We start from the raw sequence: 16405 nt of genomic DNA, 5'->3' as shown, positions 1-16405 counted from the left end.
GCACATTCAAACGACCCCCAAGGTCGGAAACCCGGGGACCTCCCCTGTTCACGGGATACTGCGTGTGATGCCCGTGTAAACGTGACACATCGGATCATGTGACGGGAACACGCGGAGTGTATGGGTCCGCCCCCCCAACCGGCCTCTTCGCTACGCCGAAGTCGCGTGGCTATTGCTTGCATCTATGGATTGTCAGTGAAGATTGGATTCCTTGGATTCTTTCGGAGAGTGTTTCCGGAGGATACGGGGCAGGTCCGACACGGCCCTGCGCGCTTGTGCCGCAGGGGGTGCCCGCGAGGCGCATGGTAGAGGCGGCTTTGGAGCGTGAGGCATGCCGAGGCCGGTTCGTGACGTGACGCGGTGGACGTGGGGCGCCCTGCTCGTGTGCGGCGTGCTGGGCTGTTCCGTGGAGCCGGAGCTCGCGCGGGTCGTGGACGCGGGCGTGGAGCCGGGCCCGGACGCGCTGCCCTGTGACGTGCAGGCGGTGGTCGCGGAGCGCTGCGCGTCGTGTCACACCACGCCCGCGAAGGCGCATGCGCCCCTGGCGCTGCTGGCGCGCTCCGACTTCCAGCGGGTCTCCGCCGTGGATCCTCGGCTCACCGTGGGGGAGCGCAGCCTGGCGAGGATGAACGACGCCCGGTCTCCGATGCCGCCTGCCTCCGAGCCGCCGCTTCCGGAGGAAGCGCGGGCCGTGCTCACGGGGTGGTTCGAGGCGGGGATGCCGCCGGGCAACTGCGGCAGCCTGCCGCCGGGGCCCGCGCCGACGACGTGCGCGAGCGGGAGCGTCTGGACCGAGTCGAGCGGCGACACCGGAGCCGCCATGGCGCCGGGATACGCCTGCCGGAGCTGTCACCTGCGGCAGGCGCCCTCGCTGGCGTACTTCTTCATGGGCACGGTGTTCCCGACGCTCCACGAGAAGGACGGGTGTGATGCCCGGCTGCCAGAGCCTTCGCGGGTGAAGGTGGAGATATTGGACGCGGAGGGGCGGGTGCGGCTCACGCTGGTGCCGAACGCCGCGGGCAACTTCCTGTCCACGACGCTCCAGCCGTCCTTCCCGCTGCCGTACCGGGCGCGGCTGGTGGGGCCGGAGGGCACGTCGCGGACGATGGTCACGCCGCAGACGAACGGCGACTGCAACACCTGTCACACCGAGCAGGGAACCCAGGACGCTCCGGGGCGCATCGCGCTGCCGTGAGGCGCATGGCGCGGGCGCTGCGACAAATGACCGCAGCGGCCGCTCCTCCAGGGGCTGCTATCCGGGGTGCTCCATTCTTCCTGGAGTCACCTGATGAAGCTTCCCCTGGGGCCGCTGTGCTTTGTCGCGGGTTCGCTGCTGTCCTCTTCCGCCTTCGCGCACGCGGCGGTGGCGGGGGCCACGCCTCCCTATGCCGGCGCGACCTTCGAGGCGGACTTCACGGTGAGCCACGGCTGTGACGGCGCGGACACGTACAAGATGCGGGTCCGGATTCCGGAGGGCGTGACGGGCGTGCGCCCGGTGGACTCCGTCTTCGGCAAGGCCGAGGTGGAGAAGGACGCCTCCGGCAACGTGACGGCGGTGACGTGGACCCGGCCCGTGGGCGAGGTGAAGGCGGCGGACACGCACTTCTTCCACCTGGGGCTGCGGATGAAGCTGCCCGCGAAGCCGTTCACCGCGGTGTTCTTCCCCACGACGCAGACGTGCCGCACTCCGGCGGGCGTGGAGACGGTGGTGGAGTGGACGAGCACGGCCGGGGGCGAGCACGGCCACGACGGTGACGCGGGCACGGCGCCCACGGAGAACCCGGCCCCGTCGCTGTACCTGCTGCCCTCGCGGCTGCCGGGTTGGAACCAGTACACGGTGGAGGAGCACGTGCACGACCTGACCGTGTTCAAGGACGCGCTCATCGTCTGGTCCGGCGCGCAGGCGTACAGCTTCAACCCCGTCACGCAGGCGCTCATCGAGAAGGAGCCGGGCGTCACCGCGCTCACGCAGATCCACCCGGGCACGGTCATCTGGGTGAAGTACTAACGTGGCACGGGAGACAGCGACCATGCGCCACTGGCTCATCGTGTTGTGCGTCGGCGTCCTCGCCGGCTGTTCGGACAAGCCCGTCGCGCCGCCGCCTTCGGGGCAGACCGACGCGGGCACCATCGTGGAGGACGCGGGCACGTCCCCGTCCGGTGTGGAGCGGCCCGGGACGCTGGAGCGTCCTCCGCTGGAGCGCTTGCCGGACGACCTCAAGCCGCCGACGCGGTAGCGCGGGCTTCAGCGGGAATGGCGTTCCGCGACGCGGTAGAGCTGGGTGAGGGAGTGGTCCAGCAGTGACTGGGTGGACCGCATGTAGCGGTGGGCGCGGGCGAAGGGCAGCCACACGCGCTCACCGACGCGGACCTGGGCTTCCATCCACTGTTTGCGAGGATGCCACTGTCCGCCCAGGTGCTTGACCAGCACCTCGCCCAGGTAGGCGCCGATGGCCGGCACCGCGACGGCGTCGATGTTGTGCCGCTCGAAGGTGTCCGGGAAGGTCTCCTTCCAGAAGTGGAAGTCGATGTCCGTGAGTGACTCGGGGGACATCTTGAAGACGGAGGGCACCGGCGTGTGGAGCAGAGCGATGAGGCGCTCCGCGAAGTACGCGTATTGGTCGAGGGCGGCCTTCGGGTCGGCCACGTCCGGGGGAAGGGCGGCGTCCAGCGGAAGCCATTCCTCCGGCTCTGGAGGGACATAGGCGTTGAGCTCGGCGATGCGCCGCTGACGCTGGCCCAGGGAGGCGTATTCGGGCAGGCGTGAGAGCAGCGCGGCGATATCCGGAGCGAAGCGGGGTTCGACGGGGGCGAGCATGGCGCTTCGTTCGCGGAGGGTGGCCATCACGGTGTCGAAGTCCAGGTCCGGCCGGAGATGGACCCACGCGCGGGCCTGGGCGGTGCGTGCGGCTTCGCTGGCGAAGTCCGCGGCCGTAGGCCAGGTGACGAGGAGGACGGATCCGTCGGGAAGTTCTTCGACACGGTGGGCGGGCGTGGATCGCATGCGCTCGCGACCGACGGTCTCCACCAGCTTCGCGCCGAAGACGTTGAGCCAGCAGATTTCGTAGACCTTGTCGAAGCCGTCCCGGTAGTACGTTTCCCGGTCACGGCCGAAGCGAGGGGCGCCCGCCAACTCCATGTCCGCCGAACTGTGGGCCGAGGCGTGGGTGACTGGGTAGTGGATGGCCCAGGCCCGGACCATCTCCACGAGCTTCTTGCAACTCGGCTCCTGCGCGACGCGGTCGAGCGGCTTCAGCGTAAGAGAGAATCTCAGGCTTGGTTGTAGTGGCGGAAGTCGAAGATGGAGTGACGTGTCCAGGTCGGGCACCGTTGTGCTGTAGAGCCCCACGGAGGTCGTTCTTTCCTGGCGCCGTTCGGCCAAACCCTTGGCGACTGCCTCACGTGTGTATTTTCGGCGTCGCACCCCCTTGACGATGTCTGGCATCCACTCCTCAGCACCTGATTCGAGTGCTTCAAGAAACGGTGCCAGCTCGTGCCCGAGGTCGCCGAGGGTGTTACAGGCTCCATCAAACGAGAGATTCAGGTAGTCGCCCGCCATGAACCCGGGGTTCTCTTGCTCGATCATTGGATCTGGACCTCCACACCTGGGACCTGATCTTGGAGGTCCGCCAGGATTCCCTCTAGTTTGGCCGTGTCCAGATATTGGAGGGCCCCTCCCTCGTAGACGAGGCGCACCCTGCGGATGCGTGCCGGTCCTTCCAGCCCAGGTCTGCGGACGTTCACGGTCTCGCCGTAATACAGAACAGCCGCACGCGCGTCCGCCCCCATTTGGGCCTTCAATGCACCCTCGTCGAGCTGACGAAGATTTCGGCTCTTGAAGCTGAAGGTCTCCATGCGTGGCGGTTGTCCCGATGGCGGCCTCGTCTCAATGACCAGCACGTCCGCGAAGCGCAGGTCCGCCTTCGTCATTCCCACGTGCGTTTCGATGCGGGGCTCCTCGAAGTCTCGGAGCCACTGACGCTGCGCTCGGGGCAGTGCCGCGTCCGCCCGGAGCCGGGCGACCATGGCTCGCTCGAACAGCAGCCCGCGGATGAACAGGCCGCGCAGGTCCAGGTAGCCTTCCCATTTAAGGGGACCCTTCGCGGGCGTGCCTTGCTCCAGCTCCGCGAGCCGTGCCTCCCGGTAGCTCACGTACTCGGTCCAGAGCGGGTGCCCTTCGGCTCCCGGTGGTGCATCCCTCTCCGGTGGATGCTCCTTCAGGAAGGACACATCGCGGGACAGGCGTGGACCCGTGGCCTCCCACTCCACCTGGGCGAGCCGCGCCTCCAGGACCTCAGGTGGCACGCCCGCGAAGTCCTTCGATAGCGCGGCGGCATCTCCACTTCGTCCAAGACCCTTCTGTGCGGCGCCCGGGCGTTCGCGGCTTGCCTCCGCCAGCAGGGCCTGCGCCTTCGCCGCGTTGCCCCGGGCTTCGTACAGCGCGAGTGCTCCCGCTTCTCCCCACTCAGCCGCGAGGAGCGCACCTTCCCGGCTCGCCCGAAGCTGGCGCAACAGCTCCCGCGTGGCGTTCACGCCGAGCTGATCTTCAAGACGCTCCACCGCCGCCTTGAGCGCCTCCACGTCGAACGTGGGCCGGCCTTCTCTCAGCGCCCGTGCGCCCTTGCCTCCCGCGTACAGCGCCACCATGAGCGCGGCGGGTGCCAGCTCCCGTGTGGCCTGTTCATACCGGCCCTTCGCCAGGGACGCCGCGCCCTGCGCCGTTCCGGCGAGCAGATGGAAGAAGCCCATCGGGACACCGAACGTCAGGTGGTCGAAGCCACCCATCACCACGTTGCCCGGTGAGAAGTGCCCCGCCATCAAGGCCCGCTCCACCGCGTCGAGCGCGTCCTGGTACGGCGGAGGCAGTTGGGCCCGCTTCTTCGTGAGGTCCACGTAGCGGGCCCCGGCGCTCACATCCGTGCTGGAGAGCGCGTCCCGCCCCGCGCGGCCCAGTCCCCTCAGGACGTCTCCGGCCTGCTCCTCCCGCTCCGGAGAGGCCGTGACCTTCAAGCCCCTGCGCAGCAGTTCCTCGCGCACGGCGGGCATTCCGCCCAGCGTCTCCCCGAGCTGCTTGTCGCGCGCCAGGCGCTGGAGCAACTCGCGCAGCTCGTCATCGAAGGTGGTGTGCAGGAGGAAGAGGGCGAACACCTCCGCGCGCGGAGGGCCGTACTGCTCGACTGCGCTGACGAGGAAGGCCGCGCGCTTGCCCTGGAGGATGCCGGAGGCCTTCGCGTTTAGCGGGCCCAGCGCTCCCAGGCGGACGGCATCCCAATCATCGAGGGATTCCACCAGCCGGGCCATGTCCACCCCTCGCTGCATGGCCACGAAGGCCGCGGGCGAGGCGCAGGACAGGAAGGGCGCGAGGCGCTGCTCGCTTCGGTCCAGCTCCGGCCAACCCGGCGGCAGGACCCGGCCACCGCAGCCCCGTGCCCTGTCCGCCCGGGGCTCCGCGTGGGGCCTCCGGGGAACTCCACCCCACGGACTCCATGCGGAGCGCGCCGTCGGGGTGCCCTGGCTCCAGGTGCCCCCGTGGGATGGAGACGCAGCACAGCCCGTGAGGAGCAGGGCCAGGCAGGTCAGCACCGCCCACCGCTGCACGAGGAATCGCCATGGCTGGATCACAGCCGATGACGATACCGGCTCACGGCGCGGGGGCGGGATCCGCGAAGCGCGGGTCGGTCAGGAACGCGGTGTCCGTGAGCGACTCCAGGAACGCGATGACGTCCGCCTTCTCGTCGGGCGTCAGCTCGAAGCCGCGCACGAAGGGGCTCTGCAGGGGACTGGCCTGTCCTCCGTTCGCCGCCCTCGCGCGGCCTCCCGCCGCGTAGTGGTCCAGCACGTCGGAGAGCGTCGCCACGCTGCCGTCGTGCATGTACGGCGCGGTGACGGCCACGTTGCGCAGGGACGGCGCGCGGAAGCGCCCCATGTCCTCCGGACGGCCCGTGATTTCGAGCAGGCCGGTGTCCCCGGCGGGATACGCGCCCTGGCCGTCCTCGTTGTAGAGGCCCGTGTTGTGGTACGGCAGCACCGGCTCCGGCGTCTGCGCGTGCACGGTCGCGTCCTGGAAGTTGAAGCCGGAGTGGCAGTGGTCGCACTCCAGGCGCTCGGACAGGAACAGCTGCAGGCCCCGCTTCGCCGCGGGACTCAGCGCGTCCACCTCCTTGCCGTACAGATAGCGGTCGTACGCCGACGTGCCCGACAGCAGGGAGCGCTCGAACGCCGCCAGCGCCCGGGTCAGCGTGGCCAGCGACACCGGTGAGGCCTCCCCCGGGAACGCCTCCGCGAAACGGGCCGCCAGGTCTGTGTCCGCGCGCAGCCGCTCCAGCAGGACCTCCTGTTGATCCGCGAACCCCAGCTCCACCGGCTCTCTTCCGAACAGCGGCACCAGCGCCTGGGACTCCAGCGTGGTGAGCGCGGAGTTGGCCCAGGTGAGGCTGGTCGCGTACGCCACGTTCGCCAGTCCCTGCCCGTTGCGACGGTGCGCCTGCCCCGTGCTGCCCACCGCGTGCACCCGCCCGTCCGTGAAGGCCCGGGCCTGCTCGTGGCAGGAGCCGCAGGACTGCGTGCCGTTCAGCGACAGGCGCTTGTCGTAGAAGAGGCGCCGGCCCAACTGGACCTTCGCCTCCGACATGGGGTTGTCCTCGGGCACGCGCGGCGTGGGGAAGCCCGCCGGCAGCTTCCAGTCATAGGGCGCGGGGGGCTCGGGCTCCTCGCCAGGGCCCGAGGGATCCGCGCAGCCCGCGGCCAGCAGCGCCACCGTCGCGAGGGCCTTCCACGCCTGTCTCTGTCGTCGTGCCACGGCGGACGTCCTCTCCTACTCGGCCCGGATGAAGGTCTGCGCGGCCGGGTTCGCCGCCTGGGCTCCGAAGGCCAGCCCCATGCGCTCGAAGAAGGGACCGCAGTCCGCGTCGGTGGGGGACGACATGCAGCCCGCGGCCGTGTTGGGGGCGTTCACGTCCAGGTTGGAGCCCGCGAACAGCGTACCCAGGTCCATCACCACGCGGTTCTTCGTCACGTCGAAGCCGTCCAGGTGGAACTCCGGGCGGTTGTTGTTCGCGCACCCGGCGGTGCCCTGCGTCTGGCCCTCGGGCGGCGGCGCGCAGGACGTGCTGCCCAGGTGCAAGACGTGCTGGGCAAGGCCCTGCGTGCGGCCCTCGATGCGCGTGAAGATGAAGCCGCTCTGCCAGCTCCAGTGCAGGCCCATGTCCCCCAGGGGCGCGCCCAGCGTCGTGGGGTCGCCGTGGTTCAGGTCCTCCGGCACGCCCAGCGTGAAGCGCAGGCCCGTGTAGTCATCGTCCGGCACTGTGCCACGGATGGAGGCGTTCATGCCCTCCGTGCCCTGCGTGCACAGGCCGTCCTTGTTCGCGAAGTCCAGCAGCACCACGCCCGAGTGCTGCCACGTGCCGTCCTCGGTCAGCGCGACGGGCACCTCCTTCCCGTCCCGCGTCACCAACCGCACGTCGTGCACGTACACGCGGAAGTCCATGGGCTCGTAGGTCGTCCCCGTCGTCCCGACGTTCGTGTACGTCCTTCCGCACGCGAAGGCCTCGCCGCCCACGCGGGCGACGACGGGGAGGTCCACCGTCAGGGTTTCGGGTTCATCCTCGCCACAGCCGAGCGCGCCCACGAGGGCCAGCGGGAGGAGGAGGCGGGAGCGGAGCAGGGAGCGCATGGGGGTCATCCTTGGAAGGTGCCTCCGTTTAACGCACCGGCCGTGCGGGCATGCCGTGGCATGTTGCCGCACCCGCTTTCCGCCTCACGCCACCTCGCGCGCTTCGTCCGGAACCGGGAGCCCGGCCCCGCGCGCCTTGCGCTGCTGGATGGCGAGGAAGAGGGCCTCGTGCGTGGCGGGAGAGGGCAGCCCCACGTCACCGCCCGGCGCTCCGAAGGCGGCCACCGCGTCGCGCAGCGCCTCCCGCACGGACAGGGCCAGCATCAGCGGCGGCTCGCCCACGGCCTTGCTGCCGTGGATGACGCCCTTCTGCTCCGCCCGCTCCACGAAGGCCACGCGCAGATCGATGGGCGCGTCGCTGAACGCGGGCACCGCGTAGGTGCTGGCGGAGTGCGTGAGCAGCCGCCCGTTCGCGTCCCACTTCAGCTCCTCGCCCGTGAGCCACCCCAGGCCCTGCACGAAGCCGCCCTCCACCTGGCCCCGGTCCACGCCAGGGTTGAGCGAGTCGCCCACGTCCTCCAGCAGGTCCGCGCGCAGCACGCGCTTCATGCCCGTGTCGCCGTCCACCTCCACCTCGCTCACCGCCGCGCCGTAGGCGAAGTAGAGGAACGGCTTGCCCCGGCCCAGGGCCCGGTCGTAGCCGATGCCCGGCGTGCGGTAGTAGCCGGTGACGGACAGCCCCACGCGGTCGCGGTAGGCCTCCTCCACCACGGCCTCGAAGGGCAGCCCCTGGTCCGGACGCGACGCCGCCGCGATGCGCCCGTCCTCGAACACCAGCGCGTCCGGAGACACCGCCTGCCCGTGCAGCTGCACCAGCATCCGCGCGGCCACCGGGGCCAGCCGCTCGCGCACCTGGATGCACGCCTCGCGCACCGCCGCGCCGTTGAGGTCCGAGCCGCTGGAGGCCGCCGTCGCGGACGTGTTGGGCACCTTGTCCGTGGCCGTTTGCGCCACGCGCACCATGCCCGCGGGCAGGCCCAGCTCGCGCATGGCCACGCCTTGAATCTTGGTGTGCAGGCCCTGGCCCATCTCCGTGCCGCCGTGCGACAGCAGCACGGAGCCGTCGCGGTACACGTGCACCAGCGCGCCCGCCTGGTTGAGGAAGGTGGCGGTGAAGGAGATGCCGAACTTCATCGGCGTGATGGCGAGGCCGCGCTTGATGCGGGGGCTGGACGCGTTGAAGGCCTCCACCTGCGCGCGGCGCTTCGCGAAGTCGGACGACTCCATCAGGTCGTTCCACAGCTTGGGCAGCCGGTTGTCCTCCAGCTCCTGGCCGTAGTGCGTGGTGTTGGTGTCGCCCACGCCGTCATAGAGATTGCGCTGGCGCACGGCCTCCGGCGCCAGGCCCAGCGCGCTGGCGATTCGGGCCAGGATGTCCTCCATCACCAGCATGCCCTGCGGCCCGCCGAAGCCCCGGAAGGCGGTGTTGGAGACCAGGTGCGTCTTCGCCACGCGGCCCGTGTAGCGCACCGAGGGCACGTAGTAGCCGTTGTCCAGGTGGAAGAGGGCGCGGTCGGTGATGGACTCGGACAGGTCCAGGGACCAGCCGCCGTTGGACGTGAGGTCCGCCTTGAGCGCGAGCAGCCGGCCCGTGGCGTCGAAGCCCACCTCCCAGGCCGCGTGGAACGGGTGGCGCTTGCCGGTGACGACCATGTCCACGTCCCGGTCCAGCATCCACTTCACCGGCCGGCCCGTGTGCACCGCAGCCAGCGCCACCAGCGCGGCGGGCGCGTTTCCTTGCGTCTCCTTGCCGCCGAAGCCGCCGCCCATGCGGGGCGCCTTCACCACCACGCGGCTGCGGGGCACGTGCAGCACGTGCGAGATGATGGCCTGCACCTCGGACGGGTGCTGGGTGGAGGACGTCACCGTGACGTCGCCGTCCTCGCCCACCTCCGCGAAGGCCGCGTGCGTCTCCAGGTAGAAGTGCTCCTGGCCGCCCATCGTCAGCACTCCGGCCAGCCGGTTCGGGCTGGAGGCGAGCGCACTGTCCACGTCGCCCCGGCGGATGACGTGCGGGTCGGTGTGGAAGCTGCCCTGCTTGAGGGCTTCGTCCAGCGTGAGCACCGCGGGCAGGGGCTCGTAGTCCACCACCACCTGGCGGGCGCCCTCGCGGCAGGCCTCGGGTGTCTCGCCGACGACGAGCGCCACCACCTGCGCGTGGAAGAGGACCTCGTCCTTCGCGAGCAGCGGCTCGTCGTGGCGGATGGGGCCCGTGTCGTTCATGCCCGGGATGTCCTCCGCGAGCAGCACCTTCACCACGCCGGGCACCTTCAGCGCGGCGCTGGCGTCGCGGCGGAGGATGCGTGCGTGCGCGTGCGGCGACAGCACCGGCCACACCGTCAGCATGGGGCGGCGCTGCGCGAGGTCGTCCACGTACTGCGCGCTGCCCGTCACGTGGCCCAGCGCGCTCTCATGGCGCAGCTCGCGGCCCGCGTCCGCCGTGGCGGCAGGAGCGCCCGGGGCGAAGCGCGGGCGGCCGTCCAGCGCGGGGCTTCGCGCGCCGGACGCGAACTTCTCCAGCAGCGACACCACCAGCCCGCGCCGGTAGTCCGCGCTGCCGCGCAGGTCGGTGAGCGGCGTGAACTCGCGCTCCAGCGTGGCGCGCACGCGGGCCACGGCCTCCGTGTTCCACGGGTGGCCCAGGAGCAGGGCCTCCGTCTGCTTCGCGCGCGCCGGAGTGGCCGCGACACCGCCGTAGCCCAGCCGCGCGGTGCGCACGAGCCCCAGCGCGTCCGTCTCGATGCAGAAGCCCGCCGCGACGATGCTGATGTCCAGCTCGCGGCGCTTGGAGACCTTGAAGCTGTCCGAGTGGCGCGTGAGCCCGCTGTCCTTCGCCGGGGCGTGGGGGATGACGACGAAGCGGACGACCTCGTCCGGCTGGAGCGCCGTCTTGCGGTACGCGAGGAAGAAGTCCGACAGCGCCACGGTCCGCTCGCCGCGCACGGACGCGAGCACCAGCCGCGCGTCCAGCGCGAGCAGCACCGGCGCCGTGTCCCCGATGGGCGACGCCGTCACCAGGTTGCCCGCGAGCGTGGCGCGGTGGCGGATCTGCCGCGAGGCGAAGACGTTGAGCATCTTCGCCAGCTCCGGCACCTCGTGGCCCAGCGCGTCCTCCACGTCCACCAGCGACGCGGCGCCGCCCACGTACCAGCCGTCCTCCTCGCGGCGGATGGCGCGCAGGGCCTCCACGCCTTCGGTGGAGATGAGGAAAGGATAGCGGCGGGACTTCTTGGTGATGTCCACGCCCAGCTCCGTGGCGCCGGCCACGAGCATCGCCTCCGGGTGCAGGGCGCGCAGCGCGAGCAGGTCCTCCCAGGTGGTGGGGCGCAGGAACAGGCCGTCGCGGGCCTCGTAGCGCAGGGGCGGCGTGGGGGAGGGCGGGCCCTCCAGCGACACGCCGGGGAGGCCGGGGCCGTCACCCTTCGCGTCGCGGGTGGCGAGCGCGTCCATCATCGCGTCGCGGATGGGGCGGTAGCCGGTGCAGCGGCAGATGTTGCCGCAGAGCTGATCCGCCACGGCCTCCGGCGAGCCCGCGTCCTTGCGACACCAGGCCTCCACCATGGAGACGACGAAGCCCGGCGTGCAGAAGCCGCACTGCGAGCCGTAGTGCTTCACCATCGCCTGCTGCACGGGATGGGGCGCGGCGCGGCTGCCCACGCCCTCCACCGTGACGAGCTCGCGCCCGGCCACCATGGGCAGGAGCGCGATGCAGCTGTTGAACGCGCGCAGGGTCTTCTGGCCGTTCACGTCCCGGTCCACCATCGCCACGGTACACGCGCCGCAGTCGCCCTCGGCGCAGCCCTGCTTCGTGCCGGTCAGCCCGCGCGCGCGCAGGTGGTCCAGCAGGGTGGTGTTGGGCGACGCGCCGTCGACCTGGACGGTCTGGCCGTTGAGCCGGAACTCGAAGGGGGTGCTCATTCCCCGGAGGATAGCAGGGGCGTGGGCGGCGGCTGAGCGCCTGTCTCCTGGGCCAGTCCATGGTGGAGCTGGAGCAGCCCGGCGGCGATGCTCACGGCCACCTCCTGCGGTGACTTTCCCCCGATGGGCAGCCCCATGGGGCACTGGACGCGGCCCACCTGCCGGGCGGGCATCCCCTTCGCCTCCAGCCGCTGCCGGAAGCGGGCCCACTTCGTGTCGCTGCCGATGAGGCCGATGTAGCGGGCAGGCTTCTGGATGGCGAACGCGATGATGTCCTGGTCCACGTCGTGACGGTGCGTCATCACCGCCACGTAGGTGCGCGCCTCATCCCAGACCGCGCGCGACGCGAAGTCGTCCCAGGGCTCCTCGTGGCGGACCACGCCCGCGGGCACCAGCGGGGACTGGACCCACTCTGCGCGCTCGTCCACCAGGTGCACGCGGAACGGGGTGCCCTCCAGGATGCGGCACAGCGCCTGGCCCACGTGGCCCGCGCCGAAGAGGTACAGCTGGGGCCCGTGGTTGACGGGCTCGACGAAGACGTCCACGACCCCTCCACAGCACTGGCCCAGCTTCGCGCCCAGCGGATAGCGGAACGTGCGCGCCTCGCCCTTGTCCAGGCACGCGCGCGCGTCCTGGAGGACCAACTGCTCCAGGTGGCCGCCGCCGATGGTGCCGTGGAAGGTGCCGTCCGCGCGCACCAGCAGCTTCGCGCCGGGGGACGCGGGCGTGCTGCCCTTGCACTCCGTCACCGTCACGACGGCGAACGGCGTGTCCTCCCGTGCCCACTCCGCCAGCTGGTGAACCCAGTTCCACATGCCGCGGGCGAGTCTGCCACGGCCGCAGGCGCACGTCTCCACCGCCTTGAGGTGAAGCGCCTCGTCCAGTCCCGCCCAATTCAATGCAAGTCAGTCGAAGTGGTCGGCTTGGTTTGGGTGAATGAGGTTCTGGTTTCTATGGAAATTTATTTGCAAGAGAATGTCGTGGGATTCCACAGGGCGTCGCTGTATATCTTTGTCTGTCGTTGCGGTGAGTCACCAACGGAGGGATGCATGCGGAAGTTCGTGATGTTGGGTGCAGTGCTGCTGTCGATGGCCGGATGTGGCGCGGGCGTTCAGGAGGACACCGGGAGTCAAGAGATTGGCTCGAGCGAAGCCGCCGTCTGCAGCGGCACGGCGGGGAGTGGCCAGTGTCGGAGCGGAACTTGTTTTGGAACCACGGGGTCTACAGCGGCCTGTAATGGCCAGCCCTGTATGAGCCCTGATGATTGCGCGTCCGCGTGTGTGAATGGCGAATGGGCTTGCAGCCCGATCGGCAGGTAGTCACGCGCTGCCAGTCTGAAGTCTGACCAGGGGTGGCGCTGGAGCAGGTTGTCCGGCGCACCTCGCTGCGGCGCGTACTGCGCGAGCGCATGCATGAAGGCCATGAATGGAACGGCGGACCCTGGTTCCCTGGACAAGGACGGTGGCTCTTGTGCCGCGAGGATGCGGCCCGGCATTGCTGGCCCCCTCCTGGCTGCCTGCCCACCGGACAGGGAGGACTGCGCCCGTTGTCGCTGGGAAGGAGATCACCACCTTGTCGGCCAGCGTCATCCCTTCACTGATTCCAAGGAGAAGCACGTCATGGCCAACGCCGCCGCCGAACTCGAAACGTTGAACTCCTTCCTGCGGGGGGAGATCTCCGCCGTGGAGACCTACCGGCTCGCCTCGAAGCACATCGAGACCGAGGTTGCCCGGACGGAGGTGGAGGCCTGCCTCCATGACCACGAGAAGCGCGTGGAGGCCCTCAAGGAGCGCATCGAGAAGCTGGGAGGCGAGCCCGCGAAGGGCTCGGGGCCCTGGGGCATCTTCGCCAAGGTCGTCCAGGCGGGCGCGGACCTGCTGGGCGAGAAGCGCGCCATCGACGCGCTGGAGGAGGGCGAGGACCACGGCCTGAAGGACTACAACCGGGACGTGGACAAGCTCCACGGCGAGGCGCGCACCTTCGTGCGTCAGCAGCTGCTGCCCTCGCAGAAGCAGACGCACGCGCGCCTCAGCGCACTGAAGAAGAACCCGACCCTGCACTGAGCGTATTGGTTGCGCAGTGCCGGACATCCCAGGGCGTCCATCCCGGCTTCAGGGACGGGCGCCCTGTGGTGCATCGCACGTCCCCGCATCCAGCTCTGGAGGCGACAGGGGGCGTGCGATATTCGGAAGGACGGAGCTTCCGCCGGCGAAGGAGGGTGAAGCGCGCATGGTGCGTGAGCACACGGTGCCGGGGCCGCATGGGCCCGGCACCGACAGCGAGGATGTGGAGACCCTGTCTCCGCGTGCGACCGGCGTGCGCGCCGAGGCCCCCGGCCTGCCTCCCATCCCCTCTCCGACGACCGCCGACACCAGCTACGCCGCGGGCGCGCTGGGCACCGGCCTGGAGGTCCTCTTCACCACCTCCGAGCGCGCCCTCCAGTGGGCCTGGCGCGTGCTCCAGCTGGCGCGCGGCGTCGTGGACCCCACGCCGAAGGGCGACGTGTTCGTCCGCGAGGCCCGCGCGTGCGTGGTGGACTTCCTGGACCACATCCCGCCGCACGTGCGCCGCGGCGTCGAGGAGGTGCTCGTCTTCTGCAACCTCTGGCAGGCGGTGGTCGTGCGCCTGCGCCGCCGGGGGGACTTCCCCATGGGCGATGACGTGGCGTGGCGCCAGCTCTGCGAGGACGTGGAGCTCTTGCAGCGCGCCGCCCAGGCCCGGCTGGGCACCGCCGCCGCGCTGGAGCAGGGGCTGCTCAAGGACCTGGGCCGCCTGCGCGCGCTGGCCCTGTCCTGCGGCGACTGCGCCAACGAGGTCACCGTGGGCATGGAGGTCTTCACCCGCTGCATCGCGGAGCTGATGGCCGTGGCCAGCGCCGTGCGCCGCGCGTGGGAGGCCGCCGCCGGGGAGCTGGCCGAGTCCTCCGCGTGGCTGCGCGCGGGCGACCCGGCCTTCAGCGCGTGGCTGGCGGAGCACCTGGTCGCCGCCGAGCCCGCGTGGGAGCGCACCCAGAAGATCGCCCGCTGGCTGCGCGACGTGGGTGCCTTCGCGGGCCAGCCCTGACGGCGTCCTTCGCGCAGGCCCGCGCTCAGGGCTCGACGAGGATGCGGTGCCGGTGCAGCTCCAGGAGGATGTCCGGATCCAGGTCCGCCTGCTTGTGGTCGCGCAGGTGCTGGCGGACGGCCTCCACGGGCTTCTGGCCGGTGAACTCCACCAGCAGCGCGTACGCCTCACCGGGCAGCGCCACCGCGTCGTATTCGCTGTACGAGCCCAGCGCGACGCTGCCGTCCGGCAGCCACTTCACCGTCGCGTCCGGGTTGAAGCGCAGCACGCGCGGCAGCGTGGGGGCGGTGGCCTGGGTGTGCAGCTTCTCCAGCACCTTCTGCTCGATGGTGCCGTCCAGGCCCAGCAGCCGCTCCAGCCCGTCGCGGTCCACGGCGCGCACGGCGTCGTAGCAGGCGCGGTAGAAGTCCTTCTCCATCCCGGCGTACCCCTTCCACAGCGCGGCGTACACCTTCGCCGGGGGGGCCGCGTCGTCCAGGTCCTCCACGGACAGGGGCGCGGTGGCCACCTCCGCCTTGTCGCGCCCGTCCAGGAGGAACTCCGGCATGAGCTGGAGCAGCGCGTGGCGCGACAGCTGGAACTCCGCCAGCGTCAGGTACGTCTTGAGCGACATCCAGAAGCGCTGGCCGTCCCGGCCCGCCACGTACTTGCAGAAGAACGTGGAGCAGACCGACTCGCGGTACGCCCAGATGGTGCAGCCGCCGGACTCCAGCGCGTAGTACGGGCAGCGCAGCGACGACGCCCGTCCGAAGAACTGGTGCGCGTTCTTGTACAGGTGGTTGAACTTCGCCGGCGGCTTCACCCACTGCGGGCTCACGCCGATGCGGCTGTCGATCTTCGCCTCGATGCGCCGGCGCCCCTCCGCCATCTGGGGCGAGTCATCCGACAGCAGCGCCCCGACGAGGTAGTTGGGCAGCCGGGGGTAGTACGTGCAGCACTTGGTGTCCGGCCGGAACAGGTGCTCCGCCCCGTCCACCGACTCCACCGTGGCCTGCGCGGAGGCGCGGCTCATGGCGCAGTTGGAGCAGGTGGCCTTCACTTCCGTGGGCGCCTCCTTGCGGAAGAAGGCCGGGAGGAGGTCCTGGTAGAGGGCGGGCAGCGTCGAGAGGATGGAGGACATGGGAGCCGGTGTCAGGAGGCGTGGTCGGCCCAGTCCAGGTGGTAGGTGGCGGACTCGGGCGAGTGGCGGGTGCGGTGCAGGGTGAACTTCTGCACCCCCACGCGCAACATCCCTTCTTCCAGCACGCCGTCCACGAAGCCCTCCAGCGCCTGCGGCTCGTTGAACCAGAGGTCCGCCTGGGCCGGGCCCAGCACGGTGAGGCGCGTCTCCGTGTAGTTGTTGCCGCTGCGGAAGTTGTGCTGCATCCGCTCCAGCGAGCGCATGGGCCCCACCACGCGGGCCAGCGTGAGGACGGCGCCGCCCACCAGCGTCTGCGCGTAGCCCTCCACCATGCGCCGGCCCAGCATGCGCCGGCCCTGCTCCACCGGCTGGTCCGGGTGGAGCGTGCGGGCCGTGTCCTCCAGGCACTCCACCCAGACGGCGAACGGATACGCGGCGAGCAGCGGAGCGTGGAGGTTGAGGCCGCGCGAGCGCAGCCGGTCCAGCAACTCGGGCGTCAGGGAGGGCGCCAGCACCTTGCGGTACAGGCTGTCCACGCTGCTGCTGAAGATGACGCGCTCGTCCCTCATGGCCCTCTGCCTTGCCGGAGGCCCGAAGCGGCCCCGGGCGCGCATTCTTCGCCCAGGGCCCCG

13 protein-coding genes are annotated in these 16405 nt (G+C 70.6%); 5 read left to right on the top strand and 8 right to left on the bottom strand.

Annotated elements, in window-relative coordinates; translation table 11 throughout:
* Positions 1 to 331: 331 nt before the first annotated feature.
* The 3 genes from AABA78_RS03710 (at position 332) to AABA78_RS03700 (ending at position 2237) form a co-directional block, all read left to right on the top strand.
* The gene (locus AABA78_RS03710) at positions 332 to 1195 is read left to right on the top strand and encodes a hypothetical protein (RefSeq protein WP_338261647.1); all 864 of its coding nucleotides are present in this window, start codon (positions 332 to 334) and stop codon (positions 1193 to 1195) included.
* Between the two features lie 93 nt (positions 1196 to 1288).
* Positions 1289 to 2008 carry a YcnI family copper-binding membrane protein gene (locus AABA78_RS03705; protein ID WP_338261646.1) on the top strand — a complete coding sequence of 240 codons (720 nt, stop codon included), beginning with the start codon at positions 1289 to 1291 and terminating at the stop codon, positions 2006 to 2008.
* 22 nt (positions 2009 to 2030) lie between these two features.
* Positions 2031 to 2237, top strand: coding sequence for a hypothetical protein (locus tag AABA78_RS03700; RefSeq protein WP_338261645.1), 207 nt, complete (start codon positions 2031 to 2033; stop codon positions 2235 to 2237).
* An 8-nt stretch (positions 2238 to 2245) separates the two neighbouring features.
* Here AABA78_RS03700 and AABA78_RS03695 read toward each other — a convergent pair whose 3' ends face one another.
* The 6 genes from AABA78_RS03695 to xdhC all read right to left on the bottom strand — a co-directional run bounded on the left by AABA78_RS03695 (position 2246) and on the right by xdhC (position 12405).
* The gene (locus tag AABA78_RS03695; protein ID WP_338261644.1) at positions 2246 to 3586 is read right to left on the bottom strand and encodes a hypothetical protein; all 1341 of its coding nucleotides are present in this window, start codon (positions 3584 to 3586) and stop codon (positions 2246 to 2248) included.
* Positions 3583 to 5301, bottom strand: coding sequence for a hypothetical protein (locus AABA78_RS03690; protein WP_338261643.1), 1719 nt, complete (start codon positions 5299 to 5301; stop codon positions 3583 to 3585). Before AABA78_RS03690 ends, AABA78_RS03695 begins: the two co-directional genes overlap by 4 nt.
* Positions 5302 to 5641: 340 nt before the next feature.
* On the bottom strand, positions 5642 to 6799 hold the full coding sequence (locus tag AABA78_RS03685) for an MbnH family di-heme enzyme (protein WP_338261642.1): 1158 nt from the start codon (positions 6797 to 6799) through the stop codon (positions 5642 to 5644).
* Positions 6800 to 6814: 15 nt separating this feature from the next.
* The gene (locus AABA78_RS03680; protein WP_338261641.1) at positions 6815 to 7672 is read right to left on the bottom strand and encodes an MbnP family copper-binding protein; all 858 of its coding nucleotides are present in this window, start codon (positions 7670 to 7672) and stop codon (positions 6815 to 6817) included.
* 84 nt (positions 7673 to 7756) lie between these two features.
* Entirely contained in the window at positions 7757 to 11590 is a 3834-nt protein-coding gene (gene xdhB, locus AABA78_RS03675) for a xanthine dehydrogenase molybdopterin binding subunit (protein WP_338261640.1), read from the bottom strand.
* Entirely contained in the window at positions 11587 to 12405 is an 819-nt protein-coding gene (gene xdhC, locus AABA78_RS03670; RefSeq protein WP_338261639.1) for a xanthine dehydrogenase accessory protein XdhC, read from the bottom strand. The genes xdhB and xdhC overlap by 4 nt, the downstream gene beginning before the upstream one ends.
* Positions 12406 to 13209: 804 nt before the next feature.
* On the opposite strand from xdhC, the gene AABA78_RS03665 reads away from it, so the two are divergent.
* Both AABA78_RS03665 and AABA78_RS03660 read left to right on the top strand, forming a co-directional pair.
* The gene (locus AABA78_RS03665; protein ID WP_171413524.1) at positions 13210 to 13653 is read left to right on the top strand and encodes a DUF2383 domain-containing protein; all 444 of its coding nucleotides are present in this window, start codon (positions 13210 to 13212) and stop codon (positions 13651 to 13653) included.
* A gap of 166 nt (positions 13654 to 13819) precedes the next feature.
* Positions 13820 to 14653 (top strand): hypothetical protein, encoded by an 834-nt coding sequence (locus AABA78_RS03660; protein WP_338261638.1) that lies wholly within the window; start codon positions 13820 to 13822, stop codon positions 14651 to 14653.
* Positions 14654 to 14678: 25 nt separating this feature from the next.
* Here AABA78_RS03660 and AABA78_RS03655 read toward each other — a convergent pair whose 3' ends face one another.
* On the bottom strand, positions 14679 to 15773 hold the full coding sequence (locus AABA78_RS03655; protein ID WP_338261637.1) for a hypothetical protein: 1095 nt from the start codon (positions 15771 to 15773) through the stop codon (positions 14679 to 14681).
* 11 nt (positions 15774 to 15784) lie between these two features.
* Positions 15785 to 16342 (bottom strand): DUF2378 family protein, encoded by a 558-nt coding sequence (locus AABA78_RS03650; protein ID WP_338261636.1) that lies wholly within the window; start codon positions 16340 to 16342, stop codon positions 15785 to 15787.
* Between the last annotated feature and the right edge of the window lie 63 nt (positions 16343 to 16405).

The organism is Corallococcus caeni (assembly GCF_036245865.1).
Taxonomy (GTDB): Bacteria; Myxococcota; Myxococcia; order Myxococcales; family Myxococcaceae; genus Corallococcus; species Corallococcus caeni.
This window is presented reverse-complemented; position numbering and strand designations above follow the sequence as displayed.

Excerpts from the sequence above, each read along its gene's own strand:
- AABA78_RS03680 (WP_338261641.1), bottom strand. The coding sequence starts at position 7,672 with ATGCGCTCCCTGCTCCGCTCCCGCCTCCTCCTCCCGCTGGCCCTCGTG.
- AABA78_RS03650 (WP_338261636.1), bottom strand. The coding sequence starts at position 16,342 with ATGAGGGACGAGCGCGTCATCTTCAGCAGCAGCGTGGACAGCCTGTAC.
- xdhB (WP_338261640.1), bottom strand. The coding sequence starts at position 11,590 with ATGAGCACCCCCTTCGAGTTCCGGCTCAACGGCCAGACCGTCCAGGTC.
- xdhC (WP_338261639.1), bottom strand. The coding sequence starts at position 12,405 with ATGTGGAACTGGGTTCACCAGCTGGCGGAGTGGGCACGGGAGGACACG.
- AABA78_RS03710 (WP_338261647.1), top strand. The coding sequence starts at position 332 with ATGCCGAGGCCGGTTCGTGACGTGACGCGGTGGACGTGGGGCGCCCTG.
- AABA78_RS03705 (WP_338261646.1), top strand. The coding sequence starts at position 1,289 with ATGAAGCTTCCCCTGGGGCCGCTGTGCTTTGTCGCGGGTTCGCTGCTG.
- AABA78_RS03700 (WP_338261645.1), top strand. The coding sequence starts at position 2,031 with ATGCGCCACTGGCTCATCGTGTTGTGCGTCGGCGTCCTCGCCGGCTGT.
- AABA78_RS03695 (WP_338261644.1), bottom strand. The coding sequence starts at position 3,586 with ATGATCGAGCAAGAGAACCCCGGGTTCATGGCGGGCGACTACCTGAAT.
- AABA78_RS03690 (WP_338261643.1), bottom strand. The coding sequence starts at position 5,301 with ATGGCCCGGCTGGTGGAATCCCTCGATGATTGGGATGCCGTCCGCCTG.
- AABA78_RS03655 (WP_338261637.1), bottom strand. The coding sequence starts at position 15,773 with ATGTCCTCCATCCTCTCGACGCTGCCCGCCCTCTACCAGGACCTCCTC.
- AABA78_RS03660 (WP_338261638.1), top strand. The coding sequence starts at position 13,820 with ATGGTGCGTGAGCACACGGTGCCGGGGCCGCATGGGCCCGGCACCGAC.
- AABA78_RS03665 (WP_171413524.1), top strand. The coding sequence starts at position 13,210 with ATGGCCAACGCCGCCGCCGAACTCGAAACGTTGAACTCCTTCCTGCGG.